The 26,341-nt window shown below is 56.7% G+C and carries 18 protein-coding genes, 1 tRNA gene and 1 rRNA gene; 9 read left to right on the top strand and 11 right to left on the bottom strand.

What is annotated here, in order from left to right; translation table 11 throughout:
- Window positions 1–52 precede the first annotated feature (52 nt).
- The 7 genes from ABEA92_RS24060 to ABEA92_RS24030 all read right to left on the bottom strand — a co-directional run bounded on the left by ABEA92_RS24060 (window position 53) and on the right by ABEA92_RS24030 (window position 12,344).
- The gene (locus ABEA92_RS24060) at window positions 53–3,052 is read right to left on the bottom strand and encodes an anaerobic glycerol-3-phosphate dehydrogenase subunit C (protein WP_345687038.1); all 3,000 of its coding nucleotides are present in this window, start codon (window positions 3,050–3,052) and stop codon (window positions 53–55) included.
- Between the two features lie 148 nt (window positions 3,053–3,200).
- A complete protein-coding gene (folE, locus tag ABEA92_RS24055; protein WP_345687036.1) occupies window positions 3,201–3,908 on the bottom strand; it encodes a GTP cyclohydrolase I FolE in 708 nt (235 codons plus the stop codon).
- A gap of 161 nt (window positions 3,909–4,069) precedes the next feature.
- The gene (locus tag ABEA92_RS24050) at window positions 4,070–6,166 is read right to left on the bottom strand and encodes a hypothetical protein (RefSeq protein ID WP_345687034.1); all 2,097 of its coding nucleotides are present in this window, start codon (window positions 6,164–6,166) and stop codon (window positions 4,070–4,072) included.
- Between the two features lie 17 nt (window positions 6,167–6,183).
- The gene (locus tag ABEA92_RS24045; protein ID WP_345687032.1) at window positions 6,184–8,400 is read right to left on the bottom strand and encodes a serine/threonine-protein kinase; all 2,217 of its coding nucleotides are present in this window, start codon (window positions 8,398–8,400) and stop codon (window positions 6,184–6,186) included.
- Window positions 8,401–8,575: 175 nt separating this feature from the next.
- Window positions 8,576–10,603 (bottom strand): DUF4129 domain-containing protein, encoded by a 2,028-nt coding sequence (locus ABEA92_RS24040; RefSeq protein ID WP_345687030.1) that lies wholly within the window; start codon window positions 10,601–10,603, stop codon window positions 8,576–8,578.
- Window positions 10,604–10,835: 232 nt separating this feature from the next.
- The gene (locus tag ABEA92_RS24035; protein ID WP_345687028.1) at window positions 10,836–11,060 is read right to left on the bottom strand and encodes a DUF4339 domain-containing protein; all 225 of its coding nucleotides are present in this window, start codon (window positions 11,058–11,060) and stop codon (window positions 10,836–10,838) included.
- A 495-nt stretch (window positions 11,061–11,555) separates the two neighbouring features.
- Window positions 11,556–12,344 (bottom strand): DUF6690 family protein, encoded by a 789-nt coding sequence (locus ABEA92_RS24030; protein WP_345687026.1) that lies wholly within the window; start codon window positions 12,342–12,344, stop codon window positions 11,556–11,558.
- Window positions 12,345–12,733: 389 nt separating this feature from the next.
- Here ABEA92_RS24030 and ABEA92_RS24025 point away from each other — a divergent pair, with 389 nt between their 5' ends.
- Both ABEA92_RS24025 and ABEA92_RS24020 read left to right on the top strand, forming a co-directional pair.
- Window positions 12,734–14,437 (top strand): hypothetical protein, encoded by a 1,704-nt coding sequence (locus ABEA92_RS24025; RefSeq protein ID WP_345687024.1) that lies wholly within the window; start codon window positions 12,734–12,736, stop codon window positions 14,435–14,437.
- An 87-nt stretch (window positions 14,438–14,524) separates the two neighbouring features.
- Entirely contained in the window at window positions 14,525–15,691 is a 1,167-nt protein-coding gene (locus tag ABEA92_RS24020) for a M20 family metallopeptidase (protein WP_345687022.1), read from the top strand.
- Between the two features lie 286 nt (window positions 15,692–15,977).
- Here the strand turns inward: ABEA92_RS24020 and tig are convergent, their stop codons facing one another.
- The gene (tig, locus tag ABEA92_RS24015) at window positions 15,978–17,474 is read right to left on the bottom strand and encodes a trigger factor (RefSeq protein WP_345687020.1); all 1,497 of its coding nucleotides are present in this window, start codon (window positions 17,472–17,474) and stop codon (window positions 15,978–15,980) included.
- Between the two features lie 511 nt (window positions 17,475–17,985).
- Here tig and ABEA92_RS24010 point away from each other — a divergent pair.
- The 4 genes from ABEA92_RS24010 (at window position 17,986) to ABEA92_RS23995 (ending at window position 21,139) form a co-directional block, all read left to right on the top strand.
- Window positions 17,986–18,058 (top strand) — tRNA-Gly (locus tag ABEA92_RS24010).
- A gap of 192 nt (window positions 18,059–18,250) precedes the next feature.
- The gene (locus ABEA92_RS24005; RefSeq protein WP_345687018.1) at window positions 18,251–19,255 is read left to right on the top strand and encodes a ketoacyl-ACP synthase III; all 1,005 of its coding nucleotides are present in this window, start codon (window positions 18,251–18,253) and stop codon (window positions 19,253–19,255) included.
- Window positions 19,256–19,602: 347 nt separating this feature from the next.
- A complete protein-coding gene (locus tag ABEA92_RS24000; protein WP_345687016.1) occupies window positions 19,603–20,283 on the top strand; it encodes a YqgE/AlgH family protein in 681 nt (226 codons plus the stop codon).
- A gap of 124 nt (window positions 20,284–20,407) precedes the next feature.
- A complete protein-coding gene (locus tag ABEA92_RS23995) occupies window positions 20,408–21,139 on the top strand; it encodes a metallophosphoesterase family protein (RefSeq protein WP_345687014.1) in 732 nt (243 codons plus the stop codon).
- A 126-nt stretch (window positions 21,140–21,265) separates the two neighbouring features.
- Here the strand turns inward: ABEA92_RS23995 and ABEA92_RS23990 are convergent, their stop codons facing one another.
- Complete coding sequence (locus tag ABEA92_RS23990; RefSeq protein ID WP_345687012.1) at window positions 21,266–22,186, bottom strand: RluA family pseudouridine synthase; 921 nt, start codon at window positions 22,184–22,186, stop codon at window positions 21,266–21,268.
- 304 nt (window positions 22,187–22,490) lie between these two features.
- On the opposite strand from ABEA92_RS23990, the gene ABEA92_RS23985 reads away from it, so the two are divergent.
- Both ABEA92_RS23985 and ABEA92_RS23980 read left to right on the top strand, forming a co-directional pair.
- Window positions 22,491–23,459 (top strand): Gfo/Idh/MocA family protein, encoded by a 969-nt coding sequence (locus tag ABEA92_RS23985; protein ID WP_345687010.1) that lies wholly within the window; start codon window positions 22,491–22,493, stop codon window positions 23,457–23,459.
- A gap of 70 nt (window positions 23,460–23,529) precedes the next feature.
- Entirely contained in the window at window positions 23,530–23,922 is a 393-nt protein-coding gene (locus ABEA92_RS23980) for a CoA-binding protein (RefSeq protein WP_345687008.1), read from the top strand.
- A gap of 17 nt (window positions 23,923–23,939) precedes the next feature.
- Here the strand turns inward: ABEA92_RS23980 and ABEA92_RS23975 are convergent, their stop codons facing one another.
- Window positions 23,940–24,665 (bottom strand): platelet-activating factor acetylhydrolase IB subunit, encoded by a 726-nt coding sequence (locus ABEA92_RS23975; protein ID WP_345687006.1) that lies wholly within the window; start codon window positions 24,663–24,665, stop codon window positions 23,940–23,942.
- Between the two features lie 412 nt (window positions 24,666–25,077).
- Between ABEA92_RS23975 and ABEA92_RS23970 the strand changes: the two genes are divergently transcribed.
- Entirely contained in the window at window positions 25,078–25,668 is a 591-nt protein-coding gene (locus ABEA92_RS23970) for a hypothetical protein (RefSeq protein WP_345687005.1), read from the top strand.
- A 265-nt stretch (window positions 25,669–25,933) separates the two neighbouring features.
- On the opposite strand, the gene ABEA92_RS23965 is transcribed toward ABEA92_RS23970, so the two are convergent.
- Window positions 25,934–26,341: ribosomal RNA gene (locus ABEA92_RS23965) — 16S ribosomal RNA — on the bottom strand; the annotation flags it as partial.

The following is a 26,341-nucleotide window of genomic DNA, read 5'->3' as shown; positions in this document are numbered from 1 at the left end:
TGCCGAAAAGGTACAAACACCTCTTAGACAAGCTGGGCAAGCTTCGGATTGCCTATTTCGACTTCGAGGTGTCGGACACCTTTTTTATGCCGAGCTCTTTTTCGAGCTTGGGCATACGGCCGTAGGCGTACGCGAACAACTTGATCGGATGCAACGTCTTGCGGCCTGCGCCGTGTTCGATTTGCATCTTGCAGGCGCTACACTCAGTCGCTGCGGTGCGATTGCCCGCCGAACGCATCGCCGAGATCAGAGGCCATCCGACTCGCAAACTATTCCGATAATTTTTGCGCTGCAGCCCCCAGGTGCCTGCCATGCCGGTACAACCAGCCTCGATCTGCTGGACATCAAACTTGGGGATCAAATTGATCAGCTTTGGACCGGCGGCATCAGGATCGAGCACACGCAGATGACAGGGTTGGTGGTAGGCGATTTCCGTGGGCAATGGATTTAGGTCAAGCGACAGCCGAGATTCTTGATGTAAATTCCACAGGAACTGGCATGCTTCGAATGAGTTTTCGGCGACCAAGTGCGCGTCTTGATCGTCCATCAAATTCGGATACTCGTGCTTCAAACACAACACCGCGGCGGGCTCGGTGGCAATGACCGTATAGCCTTGCCGGACCGCTTCGGCCAGCACTCGCAGATTGCGACGGGCAACCCGCCGGGCTCCCTTGATGTCGCCGGCTGAAATTCGAGCCATGCCGCTGGCGACTTGGCCGGTGGGAACGTACAACCCGATTCCATTGTGCTGCAAAATCTCGGCGAGGGCGCGACCGATATCGGGGTCGTGATAATTGGCGTAATGGTCGACGAAGTAGGCCACTTTCAAACCGCCATGCGGATTCAATTTCGTCCAACGACGTTTGGCGGCGTATCGCGTGAAGGTTTCGCTTGCGATCAGCGGCAACTCTCGAGCGGCGGACAATCCAAACAAACGATCGGCCAGCCAGCGCGAGAAACGGCCTCGAATCAGTAGGTTGGCAAGCCATGGGACCTGCGATGCGAGCGCCGCGATCGTATCGATTCGCCCAAGCAACAAATCCGAAAGCGGCAATCCGTTAGTGGCCACGTATTGTGCTTTGAGCTCGCCGACAATTTTGGGAATATTGACCGACGCGGGGCATTCAACACGGCATTGGTGGCAATTGAAACACAGGTCGGCGACTTCCTTGGCACGATCTTCGGCCAAATTGTCGACCTTCAATTGCCCGCTCAGTACGCCACGTAGCAAATTCGCTTTCGCCCGCGGTGACGCTTCTTCACGATGGCTGGCACGAAACATCGGGCACTGGCGTTCGGCGCGTGAATGCGTGCGGCAACGCCCGCAGCCGTTACAGTCGCGTGTCACTTGCGCCACCGATGCCCCCGGAGGCCAGATCTGCAGCACTTCTAATTGAGCCAACGGCTTCGATGCGATTCCCGTGTCTTCGACAACGGGTTTCTCAGCTGCAATCAGTGTCCGGTTTCCACGGCTGACCTCGATCGTTTTGTCGAGCGGGCGAAGGTTCTCGTTGGGCTTTTGCAATACGGCGCCAAACAGTTTGCCGGGGTTGAGCCGGTGCACTGAATCAAACAATCGCTTGATCTGGCCCATCGCTTGCCACAATTGGCCGTATTGGCGTGGCAGCAAATGCGAACGGCTGAGCCCAGCGGCGTGTTCGACACTGACCTCGCCGCCATGCTTCCAAACCACTTCGGCGATTTGGTTGGACAGATCGTTTAGTTTCTCGCGGTCCTGCGGTTTGGCCAGATTCAAAAAGGGGCGGATATGCAGTTGCCCATGGCCGGCATGCGCGAACACGGTCGCAGTGGTGTGGTTACGCTGCAGCGTGTCTTGAATGTCGATCAACGCGGCAGGCAAACGATCGGGCGGAACGGCAATATCCTCGGTAAATGGCTGGGGTGCATCGCTGCCTTTGAAGCGATACAACCGCGGAATCACCCGCCGCGAAAGCGCCCAATACAAATCACGTTCGGCGGGCCGGACCGTGTCGACCGCAGCAAACGCGGCATCCGGCCCCTTGGCACATTCTTGCCGAATGATCGCCAATCGGTCGTAAAGATCCCCCAACGATTCGCCTTGGATTTCCACCAACAACATCGCCTCGGCTTCACGCGGCAACAGGTCGGCAAAACGCGTATCGGTTTCGCGAGCAATTTGCAAAAGCCGACGATCCATCAAATCACAGGCGACCAATCCATGCATCAATGCGCGACGGGCACAACGGGCGGCTGAATCCAAACGGCGAAAGAACAGCAAGGCAACGCCACGGTGCGTTGGAACCGGTTCAGTGCGAACGACCGCATCGACGATGATCCCCAGCGTTCCTTGCGTGCCCACCATGAATTTCGCCAAATCGACGCGACCATCGCTTAGGATCACACCGTCAAAACGATATCCGCTGCGTGAATTCGGCGAATCTCGGCGAGCCGCAATCAGCGAGTGGAATTGATGCTCAATCTCGACGATCCCTCGCGCCAATCGACCTTGGGGCGTCGGTTCATCGGGATGATGCTTGGCCAGCGTTAGCAGATTTCCATCGGCCATCACCACTCGCATCGACTCGATTGTATCGCGGGCCGATCCGCTCCGCAGATAGTGGCTGCCTGATGCATTGGTCGACAACACACTGCCCATCGTGGTGATACTGCGAGTTGCAGGATCGGGGCCATAGGTGCGTCCATAAGCCGCCAACGCCGAATTGACCTCAGCCAAAATCGCGCCGCACTGGACGGTCACTGTCGCCCCATCGCGGTCAATCGTGACCCGCCGCATGAAGCAGGAAAAATCCAACAGCAAGCCATTGCCAAGCGATTCGCCCGACACGCCACTGCCGCTGCCGCGTGGATGAATCGACAAATCGTGTTCGGTCGCGTATTGCACGGTGGCAATCACGTCGGCGGCGGTGCGAGGCCGCACCACCCCAAGCGGGGTCATCTGATAAATGCTTGCGTCGCTGGCATACAATTGACACGAAATGTCATCGCACAAGACCTCGCCTCGCACGACACCACGCAAGTCGTCTTGAATTCGTTGACGTTCGCTATCCATGCGGCGTGTTTCGAGTGAGATGACCGATGTTCGTCAAGTTCGCAGACCTAGAGAAGAAACGATACGGACCGGGCCAGCGGAGCAGTAAACCCAGCGGAGCAGTGAACCCAGCGGCGCAGAGAACTCGTGAAGCAACTTTGCTCGCTCGCTAAACTTCGCGATTGATCAGCCCAAGAACCTCGGCCCGCGATTTGGGGTCGTCACGAAACGCGCCTCGCATCGCACTGGTCAAACACAGGCTACCTGGCTTACGCACCCCCCGCATCGTCATGCAACTATGCGTGGCCTCGCAAACCACGGCGACTCCGGTTGCGGACAATCGTTGTTCGACTAGATCGGCAATCGTTTGGGTCATTCGCTCCTGAACCTGCGGTCGCCGAGCCACCTCTTCGACCACACGCGCAAGCTTGCTCAACCCCACCACTTTGCCGCTGGGCAGGTAGGCGATGTGGGCGCGGCCGGTAAAGGGCAACAAGTGATGTTCGCACATGCTGCAGAAACTGATGTCACGAACGAGCACAATTTCGTCATATTCTTCGGTAAACACCTTGGCCAAATGGCGACCGGGATCGGATTTCAGCCCCGCAAACATCTCGGCGTACATGCGAGCCACTCGAGCGGGGGTTTCCAGCAGTCCTTCCCGATCGGGATCTTCGCCAACGGCATCCAAGATGACACGAACCGCTTGCTCGATCCGCGGCAGATCGACGTGATCGCGAGAAGGCGCATTTCGATCGTGAAAAAGCGGCGGTTCGGGGCTAATGCTGGCCGCATTGCAGTTCGCACCACTGTCGCTTTGAAGGAACGGTACGTTGCTGGAGGGCTCTTTATACGAACGGGGATCCACGTTTTGCATTTCCCAGAAAGGCTGAGTGAAGGTTGGGCGAGATGCTGTACTCGCACGTCCATTGTATCTTAGCAGAGTGTTGCTTCGGCGCTGAGGACGCCAATCCGGACAGACGCCAAGCGACGATCCAGGCTCTGGCCAGCGTAGCTGCGGAACGCAAATGCGGTCGCTCAGCCGCCGCGAGGCAGCTGTTTTTGCAGCTCTTTGCGGAACGCATCTCGGATTTGATGCAGCGGCAATGTGGGACCGATCGGTTCACGCCGAATGACGTGCGACGTCGGCAGGGTCTCTTTCACACGGCCAACTTCAATGGGAGTCACCTTGCTCATCCGATCGACCCCAAACGTGTCACACAGGATCGCGTGAAAATCGACCAGCTGCTGTTTCGCCGCTTGTTGTCCGACGTCTCGAGTATTGGCCCCGCCGGCCCACAGCGCTGCCATCGCCGCCATTCCAAAGGCCGCAAACAGCTCGGGGATCGAAGCGGCAGCGATCACCGTGGTGCCAAAATCGACCGGAATCATCAACACACCTCCAAACGCCGCCAACAACGTCGCCAACGGAGTCAGTCCGGCAACCAATTTTTTACGCACCGGCACATCGCTCCACATTTGACGCACGGCTTCGTCGAGTCGTCGTGGATCGAGCTGTGTAAAGTCATCACGCTCGAATCGCAGAATCGCCGCTTCGGATGCTTCGGTTAATCTCGACATGCTGGGATCCACCTCGTCGTCGAACCAGTGCGGCAGGGCCGCGGAACCGCCATGCCGATCGATGGCGGCATTTAATCGTTCGGGCGTCATCAGGCTGCCGTATTCGCCACGACGAAATTTGTCTTTGATTTCGCTGGCGGTCTTCTCGGCCATCGCGGTGGGAGTAAAGCGTCGCACCATCTCGCCCGCCCCATCGACGAAACGCCGCAGCTTGGCGTTCATGCGAACGCCCCAACGGGCGTACCAAGGCGCCGTGACGGCAAACGATTCGGAAAGTTGATGGATGATTCGTTTGGATTGATGCAACCGCAGTTCGACGACTTCCCCGCCCAATTGTCGATGAGCAAAAAATTCGAGTGCCGCTTGCAACAAACAATCCTGAGCCCGCTGTGTCGCTTTTCGTGATCGATCAGCGTCCTGGTCCACCAAACTGATCCCGCGATCCCAAATCATCGATCGCAGCGTGGATTGCAAGGCAACGCGAAATTTCTCGAATAATTTTGCCCGGTCCAGCCGCTGCGGTAGCGCGGCCAACAAGCGATCGTCGGGAATCGAGGCAGGCGGATTGTGATCGGGGTTTTCAGAAACGGAAAAGAAAACCGGAAACATTTCGTCGTCATCGCTGATCGCGGCAGACGTCGTCCCGCTGGGGGTCGGAATGTACGGCCGACTCGCGGGCACGTCAAAATCGTACGCCGCATAAACCGTTTCAATGCCGTGTGTTTTCGCCAACGGCGTGAACGTTTCAAACACTTGATCCGGAGTCTGGCGAGGACGCACCTTGTTGACCGCCAACATCCGTGGGACGCCTGGCATCAAGTCGGCTGCGATTCGCAACAGATCCCCAAGCGTGGCATCACGCGAAGATTCAGCGGACGAGACCACCAAAAACGCCGAACAGATCGTCGCGGCGCGGCCAAGCAAGTCACGACGAATATCCGGCGAACCTAGCCCAAACGCTTCGTCCGAAACGATGTCTGGACAATCCAACAACCCGATCCCCGCTTCGTCTAACCCGGGGTCGGTGGCCACGAGCGGAATCGCGAGGGTGCTGACGTCGCCTCCTCGATTATTGTATTGCTGGTGAGCGACCGCGGGATCTTCGGCCAGCATCTCGGGCGGCTTGCCGATCGCATCCCCGATCCGCCCCATCAACAGGCTGAACAATTCCGAATCGGATTGCCACTGCTGAGGCAACCACAAGACAAATCGATGCGTGCCTTCGACATTGCTCGGTCCCCGCAGCGTGCGAGCCCGTCCCGCCTCGCTCAAATAGGTGGCCACCAAACTGGTCTTGCCGCTGTTGAGCATCCCGGCGATGGCCACGACCGGCCAATTGACAAGCTGAGACGCCGAATGCACTTGACGGCCCGAGGCCAGGATGTCGCTGGCGAGTGACAGATCCAAGCGACGGACCGCGGCCAAAAAACTTTCGCGTGATTCATCGGGATAGATCCGCTGCACCATCGCACGGCGGTCGTCGTCTTCTAACAACGACAACAAACCAGGCCAATCGATCGAGTCGTCCTCGAGATTTCGGAATTTACCAAACATGTCGTGTCGCCGATCGCTTATCCCGAGAAATCGCGTGGGGGTGCTGTTGTCGCTGGCCCTGAAACTGCAGTGGCGTCCGAAGTCCGACCGGCGTCCGAAGTTGCCGTGGAACCAAACGCTGCGGTGGCGTGTGAAATTTCCGCATCATCACCCCCGTCGAATCGATGGTTCCACCAATGCACCGAATCCACTTGGGTCCAGCCTCCATAATCTTCACAAGCACGGAGTGTATCAGCGAGTTCGTCCATCGACATAGGGCGCTGATGAGCGTCTTTTTGCAAACAGGACATCAAAACATTTTGCAAATCGTCGGCCAACGGGACGCCAATTCGCTCGGCGGGCCGCAGCGGGACTTCGTTCAACTGCTTTAAACAAATATCAACCGACGCCCCGCCTTCGAACAGAGGCACGCCGGCTAGTAACGCATAACCGACCGCGCCGACCGAGTACAGATCACTTTGTGCATCGGCGGCCGACGCGTCTCGCACCGCTTCGGGCGACATGTACATCGGTGTGCCGGTGATCGAGTCAACTTGGGTCAATTCGACCGTGTCTCGGGTGATTTCCTTGACCAACCCAAAATCCAGCACTTTGATCAGATCGCCGACCCCTGAAACCTCGGTCAAAATGATGTTGGCGGGTTTGATATCGCGATGAACAATCGCACGCGTGTGGGCTTCGGCGAGCGATCCACACATTTGAATCAACAGCGAAATCACACGTCCAGCAGGCTGGCGGCCATATTGGTCAATCAACGCTTGCAACGTGATCCCATGGACGTATTCCATCACGTAATAAAACGTTCCGTCGTCGGTTTGTCCGTAATCAAAAATGGCAATGGTGTTGGGGTGACGAAGCTGCGAGGTCAATTGGACTTCGCGAGCGAAACGCGATGCGGTCGTCGAGGTCAGCTCTTCTTTTTCGAGCACCTTGATCGCGACTTCGCGTTTGAGCAATTGGTGCGATCCGAGATAGACCGATCCCATCGCCCCTTCGCCAATCAACTGTCCCAGTTTGTATTGGCCAAGTTGGCGGACGGAATCGGTTTGGGCAAGCGAACGCGAAAGCGTGGGGCCAAATTGATGCAGCGTGCCTAGCAATACCGCCCCCAAGATCAATGACATCGCCAACGTCCAATGGATCCGCGAGAGCGTCAGCAAGGGTCCATAGACATCGCGGAGTTTCATTTCCACGGCGACTCCCATGCCATATTCGGGAAGCCAACGCCACGCTCCGACCACCTCGTCGCCGCGGTAATCGCGGTACCCCACAACGTCCTCTCCTTGCCCCCCGCGAGTCAATTGATCCGCGAGCACGGTTAGCGGACGCGAACTGGATCGGTTTGCCGCTGAGTGAATCGATGCGGATTCGATGCTTTCCTGTTCCACAGGGACCTGGACGACCTGATTCAATATCGACGATGCGAACGAAGCCGAGTCAACCGCGGCGGGCGATGATGATTCATGCTGGCTTGGCATACGCGTTAACATCACACCGCGACGGTCGATGACGTACGATTCGGCAACCGGACTATCCACCGGTGTCGAGAACAACTCACTGAAATCCGCCGCTGGATCCATCAAGTACAGAAAACCGCCGAGCGTGCGAGCCCCTTGAACCACCGGAGTGATCGCGGCAATCACCGCCGGCTCTGACTCAGACAGCGGTCCAGATCGACTTACCGGCGTCGGCGACCGAAAAGGGCGCGTCAACGTGCTCTGACGCGAAATCATTTTTTCCAGTGCGTCAGTCGGAAGCCTCAAATCTTGGCCAAGCAGTGAGGTCAAATCGCTGCCCAGCACTCGCCCATCGATATCGATCAGCACCCAGCCGACCACTTGATCGTGAGGGACGGCGTCGGCAACATCGCTGGCGAACGGAACAAGATTGGGATCGGTCTGTAACCGCTCGGGCGAGACCGGATGACGGGACGCATGGGAATTTAAGATTTCAATGGCGAGCGATTTGCGTTTTGCGGATTGCATCGCATCCGTCACCGACGCCATTTGTTGACCACACCACTGGTCAAAAACGCTTAGCTTGGCAGACAAGATGGACTGCAGCGAGCGACGCGTCATCTCTTGCATCGCACCGCGAATCCGATAATTCAGAAACACGACCAATGCTGCGGCAATGATCAATAGCAAGATCCACATCCGCATCCAGCGTCGAGCCCGATGCCCCGTCGACCACTGGGTGATCTTTTGCAATTTCGACAAAGTGGCAGATGACAACGAAACACGTTCCAACAAGAGAGAGATGCGACGTGATCCTATTGTAACGAAAACCTTTTTTTGGGTTGACCACGGGCTCGGCACCCCATTCGGCGCCGGACGTCACACCGCCGCCCAAGCGTCAAACCACCGCCCAAGCGTCAAACCGTCCAGCGGCTAATCGAGATTCCAACGATCAGCGGACCGCGGCTGGAGCGGGGGCTCGGGAATTCATCTGTTTCCAAATCTGGTCCGCCGCAGAAATGTCGCCCTGAGTCGGCTTTTCACCACCGTAAACGATTCGGTTATACGCATCGACAATGCGGACTGCCGACGTGGAAACCTGAGGCAGCGTCGGGGCAATCCGCTTTAAAAACTCGCTGGGTGTTTCGTCGGGGCGGCGACGCGTCCCCTGCTCGCGTGCCCAAGCCTCAAACGCCTGGAACGTCACGATCACGATTTGGCGAGGATCCTTTTCGACCCCGATCGGATTGCGAAACGACGAAAACGGTTTGGCGGGCGCGGTGACTACCTGCTGCGACAATTCATGCTCCGTCTGGTCGGCAGAACTTGGTTGCCAAAACCAAAGCCCATTGAACCACTGCAAGATCGCATCGCGATTGCGATAAACATAAACGCCCACGACGATCGCCAGCGCCAACGCAATCAGAAACTTCAGCAACGATCCCAGCAGCGAGATCAGTTTCATCAGCGAGGAAGTGGAGCTCGATGGCGGTTCGGGTGGAGGCGTCTCGGCCGGATCTGGTTGAGACTGTTCCGGCTCTGACGGTTCCGATTTTGACTGCTCCGTTTCAGACGACTTGGTTTCGGATTCGGCGGACTCTTGTTCCTCTGACTCGGACTGCGCAGACTTATCGGGCTCGTCATCTCCCGTCTTTTCCCTCGAGTCGCTTTGGGGCTGCTTCTCGGACTCGCTCTGCTTGCCATCCTGGTTGCTTGCCGGGTCACGCGAAGGTTGCGTTTGATCTTGTTTCCCGCTCTCGCCTTGTGGCTTTGATTGTTCCCGCTGCTGGCTGTTGCCACCCTTTTCGCCGGAGCTCTTTTCACCCGAATCTTTCTCGCCTGAGCTCTTTTCGCCCGAATTATTCTCGCCCGAGCCTTTTTGTTTGCCACTCTGCTCACCAGGATCCGAGCCTCCGGCCGCCGGCTTCTTACCACCGTCCTGGTTCCCCGCGTCGCCTTTCTTGTTGTCACCCTCGGCGGCTGACCCCGGCGGCGCCCCCTTTTGGCTGGCGGTTTGCTGGACTTCCTTTTCGCTCGCGTTTGGATCACTTTCCGTGACCGCGGCTCCTTCCTTCTTTTTCGCTGCAGCTTCGTCGCCATGCCCGTACTTGCTTGCCGAAAGATCATCGGGCGGATTGGCGATTTCCGGCAACTCAAACGATGCGAGCATTTGTCCTGGCACCGGAGCAAGGTATGCGACGAAGAGAATCAAACCGATGATTGCCAAACCGCCTGTGATCCATCCCGTCGAAACATCGTTGGGCATATCGACGCCGCGTTGGCGTAGGTAGCGACGCAGCCCGAGAAAGCTGGTCGTGACCAACAGCGAAAAGCTCGAGAACAAATAAATCGCCAACAACCATAGCGCACGTGACGACGTTCCCGGATCGGAGCGAAGAAAGAATTGCCCCAACCCAAACAGCGGCAACGCGGCCAAGGCGAGGTACATGACCGTGCGTCCAGGCTGATGAGTTGACCGCTTGGCTTGAGGCGTTTGCGTGTTGGTGTTAGAGACAGCCTCGGTCGCCGCGGGCTCGGAGTCCACCGCCGCACGATTTGCCTCGATTTGCCGACGCACAAAATGACCACCCGAATCCATCAGCCCTTGTCCGCTGGCATCAACCGAATCATCGATCAATGTGCAATCGTGAACGATTCGATCCGCCAGGAATGCGATCAACAGCAACATGAAGATGCTGAAAACCGGCGACCCGACAAAACGCATCATCGCCAAAAAGGTGACCGCCCCCAAAATACAGAGGTAGCCCATCGCGTAGCTGCGATCACGCTGAATCGCGATCCGCGCCACGCTGACGACTCCCATCGTGTACATGAACAGAGTCCACGATACACGCTCGGGATAACCTCCGTGATACAAGACCAACATCAAGTAGTTGGCCAAGCTGTTGATCATCAGAAAAATCAACAACGGCGCGACGGCAATGGCTGCGTAGTCGGCCAACGTCTTGGTTGAGGTCATCGCTGCCATCGAATGCCATACACGTAGGGGAGGAAACGCCCAAGGGAAGAAACGCCCGTGCCGAACCACGCTGGCGTCACGTTCAGGACGATGCCCCGCACGCCCATCCGTTCGGCAATCCTACGATTAGACACGAAACCGCTAAGACACGAAATCATCCCAACCGCTTAGACGGGCAGCACGCGAAACCCAAAGCTCCCTGTTCGAATGCGTCTGGCGAAGTGAATGGACGCTATTCCGAGGATGCCTTGGCATGCGTTTGATTCCAACGATCCATTGCCGGAGCAATCGCATTCATCGGAACCCATTTCCCCTTGGTCTTACTACTTAGCAACAGCGTTTCCGGAACAATCTTTCCCTCGTCAATCAGATGCAGTAGATCCGCCTCTGAAATCGGCCCGACCCGTCGCGTCTTACGCAGCCAACCACTAGTGATGTAGTACCATCCCGCACCCATGCGTTCACCTTATCGTTTTGATTGCCCCAGCAACAATCCCGTTGCCGATTGATCGCCCCAAAGTGCCTGCATCCACCTCGCCCGGTGATCGCTGCATCGTCGACATCGCAACGAGCAGAAAACAAACGCCAGGTAATCGCTTCGCAAGCCCCGCGCAATTCATGCGCATTGACTAGATTGATTGTATCGGGCTGGCAAACTGGCTGCTAGAAAACTGGCTTATTTGCGGCAAAATTTGACAAGGGAACGGTCAACAAATGCTACTGAGGAAAAGCTGACCTTCGGGTTTACGAACTTGATGGCGACACGTCACGGGTCCGCCCTCGATAATCCGCCCTTGATAAAAAGTGCGTCGCCCGATCATGCCTCCAAAAGAGGTAGGTGTGGACGGAAGAGCAGGGTGGTGAGAACCGCCCAGTCGGCGAGCACTGCAGATGCGAACCACTGCAGATACGAATCACTGCGACCGCGAATCACTGCGGCCGCTGGGAAGACCTACCAACGACCGCTGTAGTGATCGGCATTGACGATCCGCTGAGCTTCGGGACTGATACCGAAGGCCAAGTTGGGTTGATTCAGTTCGACGAACACCGTGTACTTTTGGTGAATGGCATCGCTATAGACAACCGGGGCATGAGTCAGTCGCAGAAAATGAACGGGCACGCCGTTCCAGCGCCGGGTGAACACCCCTGCTTCGAGCGAAGGTTCGCGGGACAAACCGTAATGTTCGGTCATGATCGCCGCCATCTTGCTCGGGTCGCCCGTGAACCCGTGCACGGTGATCCGTTGGACTTTCCCGCTGGTGTCGAAGTAATAAGTTAGCGTCCCCGCCAAATCATTCGCCTGAGTCCCAGTGACGATCGGCACTCGCAGCCCCTCCATCTTCATGTCCGCCAAAACGGTGGTCACACGCGAAAAGCGACTAATGATCCATTCGGGGTTGATGTCGAAGCGGATCACTTCGCGTAGATCCTGGACGGTGGTGCCCACCAGATTGGGCTCGTTCTCAGGCTTCTCGGGAATCGCGCCTAGTTTACGAGCGAGTTCGTGGTCGTAGCGGTAACGCGTTTCGCGGTTGCCACGCAGCTGTTCGACCTCGTAATGCGAGTGCACGGCGTAGTCCGATGAGCTCGACAGCACTGAATCGCCTGAACTGATCGCGGCTTCGGTGGTTTCGAATTGACGTTTGATCGAGGAAACCGTTTTCTGCCCCATATCCGTTTCCGAGACGACGTAGGGGCCTCCCACGAGCGCGGCGATCGCGGCAGCGGTTCGAATTCGCATGATCGGAAACATAGGATTGCCGTTGAAAAGGAAAGGTAGCTTCACAGGTCCATGCTCTGGTATCGTCCAACCTTGGATCGTTTGTTTCGGAAAGCACCGATCTCTTGCGTATCCCGCATGTTATTGCCAATGAGTACCATCGATTTGATAGCTACGTCCGCGATAATCCGAACCGGTTAAAAATCGCCTGCCATTGCGGGCTAAAACGCCGAATTCAGCCCGACTTTGCCGAACGGAACCAGTCAAGCTTTCGTCCTCTCCCCTGGATTGATTAAACTAGAGACTGGCCGCACGATCCCCAATTTGGAATCATGCGATCGCCGTCTCTGATAAACGCCCCCGCCCCCTGGCTGCCAACACCCGCCCCACCCTCCACCGGACCATGACGAATGTCGGCAACTGAAATCTCGGACCTTTTGCCTGTGGCTGCAGGGACAAAAAATCCGCACCCCTATCAAGTCTTTGGGCTGACCGGCGGCGAGCAAGATTCGCAGGTGATTGTCGTTGCCATCAAAAAGACGATCCAAAAACTGCAAAACGCGAAAGCGGATGCGGATCCAGCGGTGTGGAAACGGGCAGCAAAATGGGTCCAGCAGTCTCGCGAAATCTTGCTGGATCCCGCGAAAAAGAAAGCCCTGGACGCTCGTTTTGGCGTGATCGATTTTGCCGACACTGGCTCGCCGCCAAGCGTGGGCTCCCCAGTGGCGGCCCCCGCTGCCGTGCCGCCTCCCCCCGGAGCATCATCCAATCCCGATCCGCTTGCTGGATTGCTTCCGAAAACCGATCCGCTGGCGGCCGTGCTGCCGCCAGGCAATCCGCTGGCTCCGCAAACCCCCGCAGTGCCTCCGGCGCCGGTCGCGGCGGTCCCCGGATCGCCAATGGCCGCAGCGGAAACACCTGCGGCTGCGGCTCCGCAAATCCCGACCTTTGCAGACCCTAGTGGACCTGCGTCCGCTGCGGCACCGATCGCGATCAAGAAAAAAAAGCCTGCCAAACGTCGTCGCAAATCAATCGCTGGGTGGTTTGTGTTTATTGGCTGCGCCGCCGCGATCCTGGCGATGCTGGGCGCACTGGTTTGGGTGGTGATGGCCAAACCAGGAACGATCGCAATCACGGCCAAAGACGGCAGCTTTACGCTGTCGACCACGCCCGCCGGAGCGGGTGGCCAATCGACGTCGCCCAGCGGTCAACGTGTCACCTCACGTCCGGCGGACCCGATCATGGGCAGTCTCGGCCCGAACCGCGGCAACGACGAGGATCGTCGTGCTGAGAATGACAGTCGTCGCGCCCCGTTGAACGAGGGTCTGAATCCCGATGATTGGCCAAGCGATACCGAGCAGGGACCCGACAGCATGCAGCCAGCCACCATGCAGCCAGAACCTGCCCAGCCAACCCCGTCACAACCAGATCCGATGACGACGGAACCAGCCGAAGCCGGTCCTGCGGAAATGACTGATTCGGACTCGTCCAGCGACCCCGCTGCGGCCCCTTCGTCGCCATCGACCGACGACGCCCCCGCGATGACGCCGCCATCGGACACGATCAGCGAAGCGATGATCGCCGAGGCCGAAACGTTGATTACCAAGGCACGCACGGCAATCAAAACCGCCGATTGGAACCAATTGCGGGCGGTGCATGATGCAGCCGCCGAGACGCCGCTTAGCAGCGAGCAGAAACCACGGGCCGAGCCTTTGTTCGAAACCGCCGACTTGGCGACGTACTATCGCGGCGCGATTCAGCGCGGCGTGGCGACGCTACAAACCGGCAGCGATTTCGAGCTGACGGAGGCGCTTCGCGTGATCGTTGTCGAAAAAGGCCCCGACCGGTTGGTCATCCGTTTTAACGCGACGATCAAAGAGTACACGTTTGACGAATTGCCGCCGCGGTTGGCTGATAAACTCGCTTCTTTTGCACTGAATCCGGGGGATCCCACCGCGATCGCTGCCCAGGCGGTCTATCAAGCCATCGCGCCGAAATCGACGGACCTTCACCGCCAAGATGCCATTAAGACGCTCGAAAACTTTACAGGCGAAGTCGAAGGGGCGAATCCCAAACGGATCGCCGCGGCGCTTCGCGATGTGCTGAAACCCTAGCCGCCGCAACCTCCCTTGCGTCCGCACCACAAAACATCGACAAAGGATGGCGTCTACGACAATGGAAGTTACCTTCATCTGTGCATCATGAAAAACGCAACTCGCGAAGCTCTCGATATCCTGTCGCGTTTGATCGCCTTTCCCTCGATTAGCTCGGCAAGCAACGTCGACATTTCGGAATTTGTCGACACGCATTTGCGGTCACTTGGTTTCGACACCGAATTGACCACTTACGTCGACAACAGGGGAGTTCGCAAAGCAAACATCGTTGCAAAGCGAATGCCGGATGGCGCTGGCGGAACGCCAGACGCGGGGCTGGCCTACTTTTGCCATACCGATGTCGTCCCAGCCCAGAATTGGGTCGGGCCGGATCCTGATTCGCCGGGAGACGCTTTTACAGCCACGCTTGCCCATGACCGTGTGTATGGACGTGGCGCGTGCGACATGAAAGGTTCGTTGGTTGCGTTTCTCGCTGCCATCGCCCAGGTCCCTCGCTCATCACAAAAACATCCGCTGTGGGTGGTTTGTACTGCGGACGAAGAGACGGGGTTTCAAGGCGCACGGCATCTGGTCGAGTCGTCGACGGCCTATCGCGAAATCGTCGCGGCCCAGCCGGTCGCCATCATCGGAGAACCGACCGAACTTGGTGTGGTCCATGCGCATAAAGGCATCACTGGATTTCGCATCATCAGCCGCGGCCGGGCGGCCCACAGCAGTACCGCCGAAGGCATCAATGCGAATGTCGCCATGGTACCCATGCTGCAAAAGATCGCCGAACTGAACGAGCGAACGCTGCGCGAGCCACGCTATCAAGACCGCCGCTTTGATCCGCCGACCCTGTCATGGAATTTTGGATTTACCGATCACGGTACCGCGATCAACATCACCGCTCCGAAGAGCGAAGCATGGGTCAGCCTGCGGACGATGCCCGAGGTCGACGGCAGTGACTTGATCGACGAAGCTCGGCGACATGCCGAAACCCTTGGGCTCGAATTCCGCCCGCTTGTCGGTTGCGATCCCATTTGGGTTGACGCCAACGCCCCGTGCGTCCAAACGATGTGCGAATTAGCGGGGGTCACTCCGACGACAAAGTGCTATGCGACCGATGGCGGATTGTTCGGTGAACTGAACCAGCGATTGGTGTGCGGGCCAGGCAATATCGCCCAGGCTCACACCGCGGACGAATGGATCTCGATCGAACAGATTGAAAAGGGCATCGAACTGTATCGCCGCAGCATTACGCAGTGGTGCTAGACTCGCACGGGTGCTTGGCGAACGGTCGCGTCGGCGTGTGAGCAAGGCCGTCTTTCACGAGGGGCCGTCTTTCACGAGGGGGTTGAATTTCGCGAGCCAGAACATGGACGCTGGCCCCTCACGGCATTTTTCGTCGTGGTGCGGCGCAAGCCGCCCGGTCTTATTCGAACGTTTTTCACGCTGCCCCCAGGCAACGCCTCGTCTAACGCAAAAAAAAACTGCCCGCTTCCACCGTGAAGTGGAACCGGGCAGTCGAAGATTCAGTGCGAGGTAATCGAAGAGGGAATTATTCCTTTTCTTTCTTCTCTGCATCCTTTGGCGCGTTGTCTTCGTACTTGGCCGCAGGAATCGCGTCGTCGTCGCGAGTCGGCAAGACGTTGTGGTAGACCGCGAACTCTTGGTCGTCGTCGCCCTTAGTCTTTTCAACTTTTTCTTCGCTGACTTCGCCGGCTTCGACGATCATTTCGATCACCTTACGCTCAACGATTTGGTTGCGAAGCGCGTCCATTTGACCGCTCTTTTCTAGGCGAGCACGTACTTTTCGTTCTGGCGAATCGCTTTGTTGGGCGATCAATGCGATTTCCGCATCGTAATCCGCTGGCTCGGCATCGACATTGGCTTCTTCGGCGATCTTTTCCAAGATGAAGTGTTCGCGAAGTGCAGCTTCGGTCGACGCTTGCGCGTTTTGACGCGATGCGTTGACGAAACGACGAATGTTGTCGTCATCAAATCCGCTACGACGCAATTCGAGAACCTTGCGTTGCAGTTCACGTTGCGTTTGGCGTTGCACCAACGACTTGGGCAATTCAAAGTCGGCGTCACCTGCCAACGCATCGACGACCGATTGGCGAAGTGCTTGCTGGGTGCGGTACTCGGCTTGGCGAGTGAGCGAATCACGAACGAAGTCGCGAAGCTCTTGCTCGGATTCGAAATCACCAAGCTCTTCCAAGAAGCTAGGAGTCAGCTTAGGCAATTCCGACTTCAAGACTTCGACCACATGAATCTCGGCGTCAATTTCCTTGCCGCGAGTTTCTTCGTTGTTCACGCCTTCGCTGATCTTCGCTTTGCCGGTGCGTGTATCGCCTTCGACAGCCCCGGTCATCAGGGTACCGAAATCTTCGATCACCCCATCCGAGAAGCTCAGGCGGCTGTTGAGCGTCACGCGTTCTTCTTCAAGTTCGCTGAGCAGTTTGCCATTTTCGCTGAACTTGATCGTCACGACCAACTTGTCGCCCATGGCAGCCGCTTCGTCAGTGGCTTCGAGCGTGGCGTAGCGTCCCAGAACCCGCTGCAGCGATTCATCGACGTCGGCATCGGTGATCTCTTCAACCGGTTTGGAAAGTTTTAGGCCTTTCCAAGTCGGGGTTTCAAAGTCGGGGCGAACTTCGACGGTGAATTGATACTTAAAGTCACCATCGTCTTCGGGCAATTCGATCGATTCGAAGTCGAACTCGGGTTCGCCAATCGCGGAAAAATCTTCCTTGTCGCTCACTTGCGAGAGCGAATCCATCAACAGGGCGCCCTTCACTTGTTCGCGAACACGGTCACGGAATTGCTTTTCGACCAACTTTCGCGGTGCGCGTCCGGCACGAAAACCGGGCACGGAGGCTTCCGGCACAATTTCGTCGTATGCGTCTTTGAGGTACCGCTCTACTTCTGCGTGAGGGATCGTGACAATCACCTGGCGAACGCATGGCGAAGGGCTCTCAACTGTCGATTGCAGTTGGATGGTTTTCTTTTCTTCCGGAACTTCCGTTGTTTCGGGTTCAGTGGAGGTGGACATCCTTCGGTAAGACCTCTCGTCTTTACGGCGTCATCGTATGCACGTGAGGGCGAAACAGGAAAACCGACCATCGGATCGCTGCGCCTCATCGTTATCTATAAATCAAGCCCGGTAGTGTACCGTGTCAGGGTGCTTGGTGGAAATGGGGGAAAATCAGAAGAAAGTGAAGTTGCGTTCCCAAGGACCATCGTGGTTTCTGCGGCGGCGGCAGCGGCCCCGCGTTGCCAGCCCGCCGTCGCGATCCATCCGTGCCCCCCGACGCTCATGCGTCCCCCGAAGGCCCTCGTGCATCCCCCAAAGGACCGCGACCTGCGAAACCCCAACGCGGAATGGCCGGCTCGGAAACATTTTTCAAAGTCTTCACAAATTGGGCTTGAACGAATCCGATCGGCACCTACAATCCGCTCCTGTTGATGGCAAACCAGTTGGTTTTTGCCTCACAAAAAAGTGTCACCAAGTGACCTTGCAACATCAAACTGCAAGCGATAACTTGGCCGGCGTCGAAAGTTTTGCGGCTGTAGCTCAGTTGGCAGAGCATCACGTTGCCAACGTGATTGTCGTGGGTTCGAATCCCATCAGCCGCTCTTTCTTTTCTTTTGCGTGAATGGTATCTCCATTCACCTGCTGTTGCGTTTTGCAAAGCCTCGCAAAAAGCTCGATTGCCCCATTCGGAGTTTTTCACCAGGGGTGGCGACTTTCACGATACCGCGATTGCCGCTATCTTTTTTCCTTTGCTTCGCATCTCTCCCCCTTCGGCCATTCGTGGATCCTTCGCAGTGCCGCATGCTCAACTTGGTCCGATCGCTGTTCACTTGCCTTCGCGAGTCGAAACGAACGAACAACTTCAAGCCGATTTTCCCAATTGGGACATCGCTCTGATCGCTGAAAAAACGGGTATCCATCAACGGCATATCGCCGACGAAAAGGAAACCGCCAGCGACCTAGCCATCCAAGCGGCCCAGAAACTGTTTTCCGAGCATGCGATCGACCCGCAATCGATCGATTTCGTGCTGCTCTGCACACAGACCCCGGACTACCCGCTGCCGACCACGTGTTGCTTGATCCAAGATCGACTCGGACTGCCAACCCGCTGTGGCGCACTCGATTTCAACTTGGGCTGCAGTGGCTTTGTCTACGGTTTGGCCATGGCCGACGGGTTGATCCAAAGCGGAGTTGCAAAAAACATCCTGCTGCTCACCGCGGAAACGTACAGCAAATACATTGACGCCGATGACCGCAGCCTGCGAACGATCTTTGGCGATGGCGCCGCCGCCACCTTAGTGACCGCCAGTGACGAAAAATCGCTGTGGGGCTTTCAATTCGGCAGCGATGGCAGCGGCGGCGACATGCTGCTGGTCGGTGACGGCGGAAGCCGCCCCAGCGAAGATGCGATCAAGCCCCGGCACCGCAAACGCTGGAAAAGCCGCCTGTACATGGACGGACCGAGCTTGATCAATTTCACCGTCGAAGCGGTCCCGCGATTGATCGAAGAAATCCTTTCGGACAATGGGCTGACCGACGCCGATATCGATCGCTACCTGATGCACCAAGCGACCTGGAAGATGCTGGACCAACTTCGCGGACGAATGGGAGTTGCAGCCGAACGGATCCCCATCGAACTTGCTGATGTGGGCAATACCGTTTCGTCAACATTACCGATTTTGATCGACCGACTGCGAAGCCGCGGCGAACTGAAGCCAGAATCGGTTAATATGCTAGTAGGATTCGGCGTAGGATTGTCCTGGGCCGGCGGGCTTTGGCGAGATGCCTACTCGGCATAAAATAAGAGAGCCCGAAATAATAGAGCCCAAAACAATAGAGCTCGAGAAATAACAGGAACCGCGAGAACCAGCGAGAGTCTTCACTCGACCATCTCGCCAACGCCAATCGCGGTCGACACAACCGCTAACGATGCTCTCCCTGCGATTGCGAACCCGCGAGTTTGCTGGTGAGGCAACTGTCGACCTCGCAGCGCATCCTTTTATTTCCGCAGCCAACTGCATTGACCCCCAGCGGCCCGTTTTCCCGCAACGGTCTGCTTCCCTTGGCACAGCCCGTGCATTGCCATTGCTCATTTTTTCAACACCCTTGCGACTCGCTCGCCTGTCGCAAATCGGAGAAGTCCATCATGTCAGAAAATCTTTCAGGACGGCTGCTGATTGCGTCACCGTATTTGGGCGATGGAAATTTCCTCCGTTCGGTCATCTTTATCATTCGCCATGACCCGGAGGGCGCCTTTGGCTTGGCGATCAATCGACCGACCGAAAACCGATTTCGCGACTTGGTGGCGCTCAGCACCACCGCGGGAGGCGAACCGCGAGAGGACGACTTTATCTATCGAGGCGGGCCCGTCGAAGGCCCGCTTTTAGCCCTGCACAACCTGGCCGGGATCGGCGATCCCTGCGGCCCGGTTTCTCTCGATGCGACGGGCGAACCACTTGGCCCCGGCGAATCGGTCACCGGCGGCGCCAAATTTACAATCGAAAATCACCCTGCTGACCCGTTTGGAAGCATGTCCATCGACCTGGGCAATCCGCCCGCCTGGATCACCGGCGATGACGACCACCTGCGAATCCTGCTCCATCGCCCCGACGCCAAGGTGCGCTACATCGCGAACTATAGCGGCTGGGGCCCCCGACAACTGGACGAAGAGATGCGAGTTGGTGGCTGGTTGGTCGGCAAGCCCGATAGCGATATCCTGTTTGGCGACGCAGACCAATCATGGGAACTGGCGGTTCGCCGGTGCGGTCACGACATCCTCAACTCAATGGCACCGGGCGTGCACTTTGGTGACCCCAATCTAAATTGACGCCCCGCTCCCTTGGATCGGTTCTGCCGAATCCATCCCCTGCGAACACCCCAACGACAGCATTCACGGCGGCAAACGAATCTGAGCGTCTGACTGAATTTGATCCTATCCTCGAGCCTCCTCCATGCGACAATTTGCGATCGGTGATATCCACGGATGTGCCAAGGCACTCAGGTCACTGATCGAGACGATCGCCCCGACGTCCGATGACGAACTGATCTTCCTGGGTGACTACATCGACCGGGGTCCGGACAGCAAGAATGTGATCGAGCAGATCATCGAACTGCAGAAACACTGCCGCGTGGTCGCACTGCGAGGCAATCACGAGATCATGTTGATGGGGGTCACAGCCGGATTGGATGACACCATTTGGCGAAATAGCGGCGGGCAAGCGACGCTGGCAAGCTACGGCGGTTCACTGCACAAAATTCCCGACGACCACCTCGATTTCTTTCGCTCGCTGCGAGCCTTTTACGAAGCCGAAGAATCGATTTTTGTTCACGCGAATTACGTTCACAGCGTGGCGATGCCGTTGCAAGACGAAGCGACGATGTTCTGGAAGCATCTCGACTTTCCGCTGCCGCTGCCTCACTGCAGCGGAAAACGTGTCTTCCTCGGCCACACCCCTCAGCCCGGCGGCAACATCCTGGATTCGGGATACTTTGTCTGCATCGACACCTACTGCTTTGGCGGAGGCTATCTGACGGCGATTGAACCATCGACCGGCGAAACGATTCAAACCGATCGCCATGGCCACGCTCGCCGAACACCGATGCGAACGATTGCGGACCGATTTGGCAAGGCGACCCGTTTTCTGGGAAGCAAAATCCAATCGATCAAACGCCCCAAGTCGTGACTCCTGCTTTTTCCAATCGCCTGCTAACCGCATGGCTGCAGCAAGCGACGCGGATTGAAGCTTACATGACGAGACGCCGCTCGCACAAAATCGCCCTGCTAACCAACCGTCAAGCAAAGCGGCCCCTCAGCGGGCAGCATTTAAAAATTTCTGGATGGCCGATGGCAACGGGGACTCAAATTCGACCTCTTCGCCCGTCACTGGATGAGTAAAAGCGAGTGAACGAGCGTGCAAAGCGATTCGCTTGCGAACCCAAAACGGATGCGACGCTCGCTTGGCTTGATACCGTGGGTCTCCCAATACCGGATGCCCGGCGTCGGCAAATTGAACGCGGATCTGGTTTCGCTTTCCCGTTTCCAACTGGACTTCGACCAAGGTCGTGTCGGCCATTCGCCGAACGACGCGAAAATGCGTGATCGCGGTCTCAGTATCACGCGATTTCTTGGTCACATAGCGATCCAAATTACTGCCGGTCGCCAGGTGAGAATGATAGGTTCCTTCATCATCTGCAATCACGCCAGCCACGATTGCAGTATAGACCCGCCGTGGTTTTCGCTGCTTGAACTGCTCAATCAACTGCTTCGCGATCGCCTCGCTTTTACCGAACACCAACAACCCGCTGACTTCGCGATCAAGCCGATGGACAACGCACGCTTCTTTTTGGCTTCGCGAATGACTTAGATAGATCGAAACGCGATCGACCAACGAATTTGGCTCGCCATTGTCGGTGGGCACCGTCAACGTGCCGGCTGCCTTGTCGACCACGATCAAATGCGAGTCTTCAAACACCACGCTAAACGTGCGATCGTCCCACGTTCGCTTCTTCTCACGATACCGCTGGTGGGGATCGAACCGTAACGAAACCACGTCACCAACCTTCACCGACCCAGCGATTCCCTTGCAAGGATGCCCATTCACCGAAACACAGCCGTGGTCAAACATGCCCCTCACCTGGCTGCGAGAAACACCCGCCAAATCACGGACGATCAAATCGATCCGCCCCGCTTTCTCTTCGTCGACGGTCATTGAAAGCGTTTTAATCGGCATGGGAAAATCAGAGTCAAAACAGGAGGGCAAGGAAACGCAATGGAAACAGGAAAACCACCTTCGCAGGCGTCCTAAGCTCCGTATTATCACTGGCAAACGGGATTTTCGCCAGGACGGTGCGCGGACGGACTGCGACAAGCCAACCGACACCGATTTTCTCGCCGGTTTACTCGATGCTTTTAGGCTGCCATGCTCTTGAATCACCATGTCTGGATTGCCTGAACACGGGTAACCCAACAATGACTTGAAGCCGATTTTTTTCTACCACGCATTAGCTCTACCACGCATTAGCAACGAGACTTTCATGAAAACGATTCGCTGGGGACTGATTGGTTGTGGCGATGTTTCGCGAAAAAGAGTCGCGCAAGCGATCATCGACACTCCAGGCAACGAACTCGTTGCAGCCTGCCGACGCGATCCCGATCGCTTGAACGAATTTTGCGAATCACTCTCGATCGCTCGCCGGTACACGGATGCCCGCGAATTAATGAACGACGCCGACGTGGACGCCGTCTATATCGCGACTCCGGTACGCGCCCACTTGCCCCAAACCCGCATGGCCGCGACCGCGGGAAAACACGTCCTGGTCGAAAAACCGATGGGCATGAACGTCGCCGAGTGCGACGAAATGATTGACGTGTGCGGCAAGGCGGACGTCAGACTTGGCGTGGCCTATTATCGGCGGTTTTACCCCATCATCGATCGCATCGAAACGTTGCTAAAAAGCAATGCGATCGGGACTCCGATGGCGGTTTCCGCAGTCACCGCCACGCCGCTTGCCATGCAAGCCGGCGACGAAGGGTATTGGCGAACAACGATAGCCGAAAGTGGCGGCGGAGCGTTGATGGACGTTGGCAGCCACCGCATCAACGTTTTCCTACATCTGTTCGGGCCCGTCGCCGAGGTCAAATCGATCTGTGGGACCGTCGCGGCCGATTACGAAGTCGAAGACACCGCGACCGTCCTGATGCGTTTCGATCAGGGACCGATCGCAACGCTACAATGCCACTTTGGTACCGAAGATCCCGATGAATTTACGATCATCGGTACGCGAGGACGACTGCGAGCGTGCCCGCTGAATGGCGACAAGCTGATCATCGAGATCGACGGAAAAGAATCCATCGAAACGCTCCCGCCAGCGGCAAATTTTTGCGAACCGCTAATTGCCGACTTCGCCGACGCGATCCGCAACCATCGCAGCCCTCGCGTCGACGGAAACGAAGGCCGCGAGACCAACGTTGTGATGGCAAAAGCCTACGCAAATGGCAGCTGATTCGCTGGCAGTTATTTCAAATGGGGGCTGAACACCCGGCTCTCCATTGCACTTTCCACAGGAAAAACCGATGCCACAACCGATCGAATCATTCCTCTCGTCCCAAACCTATGCCGTCGCCGGAGCCTCGACGCGGCGACACAAGTATGGCAACAAGGTGTTTCGTGCACTGCTCGATTCAGGCCGCCAGGCTTATCCGCTGAATCCGATCAGCGAAGAGATCGAAGGACACAAAGCGTACCCACGAATCGCCGATCTCCCGGTCGTACCGGAAGCATTGTCAATCATCACGCCCCCGGAAGTGACCCGGCAAGTGGTTGCCGATGCAGTGGCAGCAGGTGTCAAGCATCTTTGGATGCAACCCGGCGCCGAAGACGCCCAAGCAAGCCAAGCGGCTCGCGACGCCGGAATCAATGTCATTGATGACGGCAGCTGCGTGCTGGTTCTACTCGCACGCGAGTGATAACGACCGCGGCGGACCTACTTGGCCATCAACTTTTTCAGGGTTGGCTCGATGGACTCGGCCCAGATCGTGTATCCCTGTTCGCTCAGATGCAGCAGGTCAGGCATGATCTCTTTGGAAAGTTTTCCATCGTCACTTAGAAAATTGTCGCCAATATCCAAGTAGTGGACGTTATCGTCGGCCGCAAGCTTTGCCACGATCTCATTACTCTTCTCGTTCACTTGGCGTCGCTTATCCGACGGATCCGCACCCCGTGGGAATGTTCCCAATAGCAAGATCTCGGTATCAGGCGTTTTTTGCTGCAGTTGACGAACGATCGCAGTTACTCCCTCGGCGATTTGCTCGGGTGTATTGCTGCCTGAATTGTTTGTGCCAATCATGATCACGGCGACCTTGGGCGAGATGCCTTCCAGGTTGCCGTTATCGAGCCGCCAGATCACGTGTTGCGTGCGGTCGCCGCCAATCCCCAGATTCACTGCGTTGCGATCGCCGTAGTATTTCTCCCACACATTCTTGCCGTTGCCCTCCCAACCTTGGGTGATTGAATCCCCAATGAACACAAGGTCGACATTGCCTTGCTTGACTCGTTCGTTCATCGATTCGTGACGCTTCATCCAGCGACTGTCTCGCGGGACCGGTTTGATCGCATCATGCTCGACGAGCGTCTCTTGAGCGCACAGTGGGGAAGCCAGAAAGACGGTTAGCAACAGCGACTTCACAAGGGAACGACGGCAAATTTGCATAGTGATTTTCTCGATTGTTGAGGAAACGGGGGAGGGAATATTGAGCGATATCATAGTCGATCGAAACGGCCGTCGCAGTGATCGCCCACTGGATTTTCAACTCACAATCACCACCGACGATTCGTACCTACGAACCCTTACGACACGGTCCCTCATCACGCTGACGCTCGCCCTCTCTACACAAACATCGCAAAGCCGGCCCACCACATCGCTGTAAAGATGGGCAGCCGGGCGAATTAAGGGCAGCCTGAGCGACCACTTTTCGCCTAAAATGCGCATGCGGTGGTATGCAAACTCCCAATATGCGGGGCTAAGGCAATGTTTTCCTGGCAACTCCAGCGAAAACAGTGTTACGATTAACTAGACCAGAGCATAGAAATTTGCCGATCCGCGCTTTTCGGGAATCAGCAGGATGGTCAGTCAAACTTCTCACGTCTACCGTTATCGTGTCGATGCCGAAGACACGATTGTTGCCGTCGACGAATGGTGGCTGGCCTTTGCAAAAGAAAACAACTCCCTCGACCTGGATGAAGCATCTGTCGTCGGCAAGTCGCTGTGGAGCTTTATTGCAGACCATGCGACTCAAAAACTGTACAAGGAAATTCACCGTTTTGTACGAGTCACTGGCAATCCGATTACCGTGCCATTTCGCTGTGACTCCCCTACGCTGCGGCGATACATGCAACTAACGATCACCAGGCATGACAAGCAACACCTGGACTACGAGAGCGTTTTACTGAGAGCCGTGCCAAGCCGACGACTAGCACTACTGGATCCCATCCAACAACGCTCGGCGGCATTTCTAACCATGTGCAGCTTCTGCAAACGATCGCTGATTGAGCCCTCCGGCTGGCTCGAAATCGAAAACATCGCGATCAAGCTAAGACTGTATCGAGAACAGACGGTACCCGAGATTCGCTACACCGTGTGCCCCGATTGCGAAGACCATTTTGGTAGCAATCGACAAAAACTCGAATCGAGCTCCGAACAACCGCCGCGCTAGCCCTGACGTCTTGAAGTTGCGCAGTTTTCACAACCCCGGCCAAGATTGGCGGAATGGGCAACGAAGCATCTTCACGCTCGAACTCGATTCGGTGCGCGCACGAAAAAACCCACTCAGGCTGGCGACAGTCCTGAGTGGGTCTTCGTTTGATATTTGGTGATGACACAGATCCGAGGATCTGAATTCTGTTGAGTTAGCTGGAGGTCATTTTCACAAAGTGGATGAGTTCAGCAAGCTGAGCTCGATCCATTTCTAAATTCCTTAGAAAGGAGGTGATCCAGCCGCAGGTTCCCCTACGGCTACCTTGTTACGACTTAGTCCCAATTGTCGAGCTGACCTTCGGCGCCTGCCTCCTTACGGTTAGCTTGGCGACTTCGGGCCCTCCCAACTTTCGTGGCTTGACGGGCGGTGTGTACAAGGCTCAGGAACACATTCACCGCAGTATGCTGACCTGCGATTACTAGCGATTCCGGCTTCATGCAGGCGAGTTGCAGCCTGCAATCCGAACTGAGGCACGGTTTCTAGGATTTGCTCCACCTCGCGGTATTGCTTCCGTCTGTCCGTACCATTGTAGGACGTGTGCAGCCCTAGACATAAAGGCCATGAGGACTTGACGTCATCCCCACCTTCCTCCGGTTTGACACCGGCAGTCTCTTTAGAGTCCCCGGCATTA

The organism is Novipirellula caenicola (assembly GCF_039545035.1).
Taxonomy (GTDB): Bacteria; Planctomycetota; Planctomycetia; order Pirellulales; family Pirellulaceae; genus Novipirellula; species Novipirellula caenicola.
This window is presented reverse-complemented; position numbering and strand designations above follow the sequence as displayed.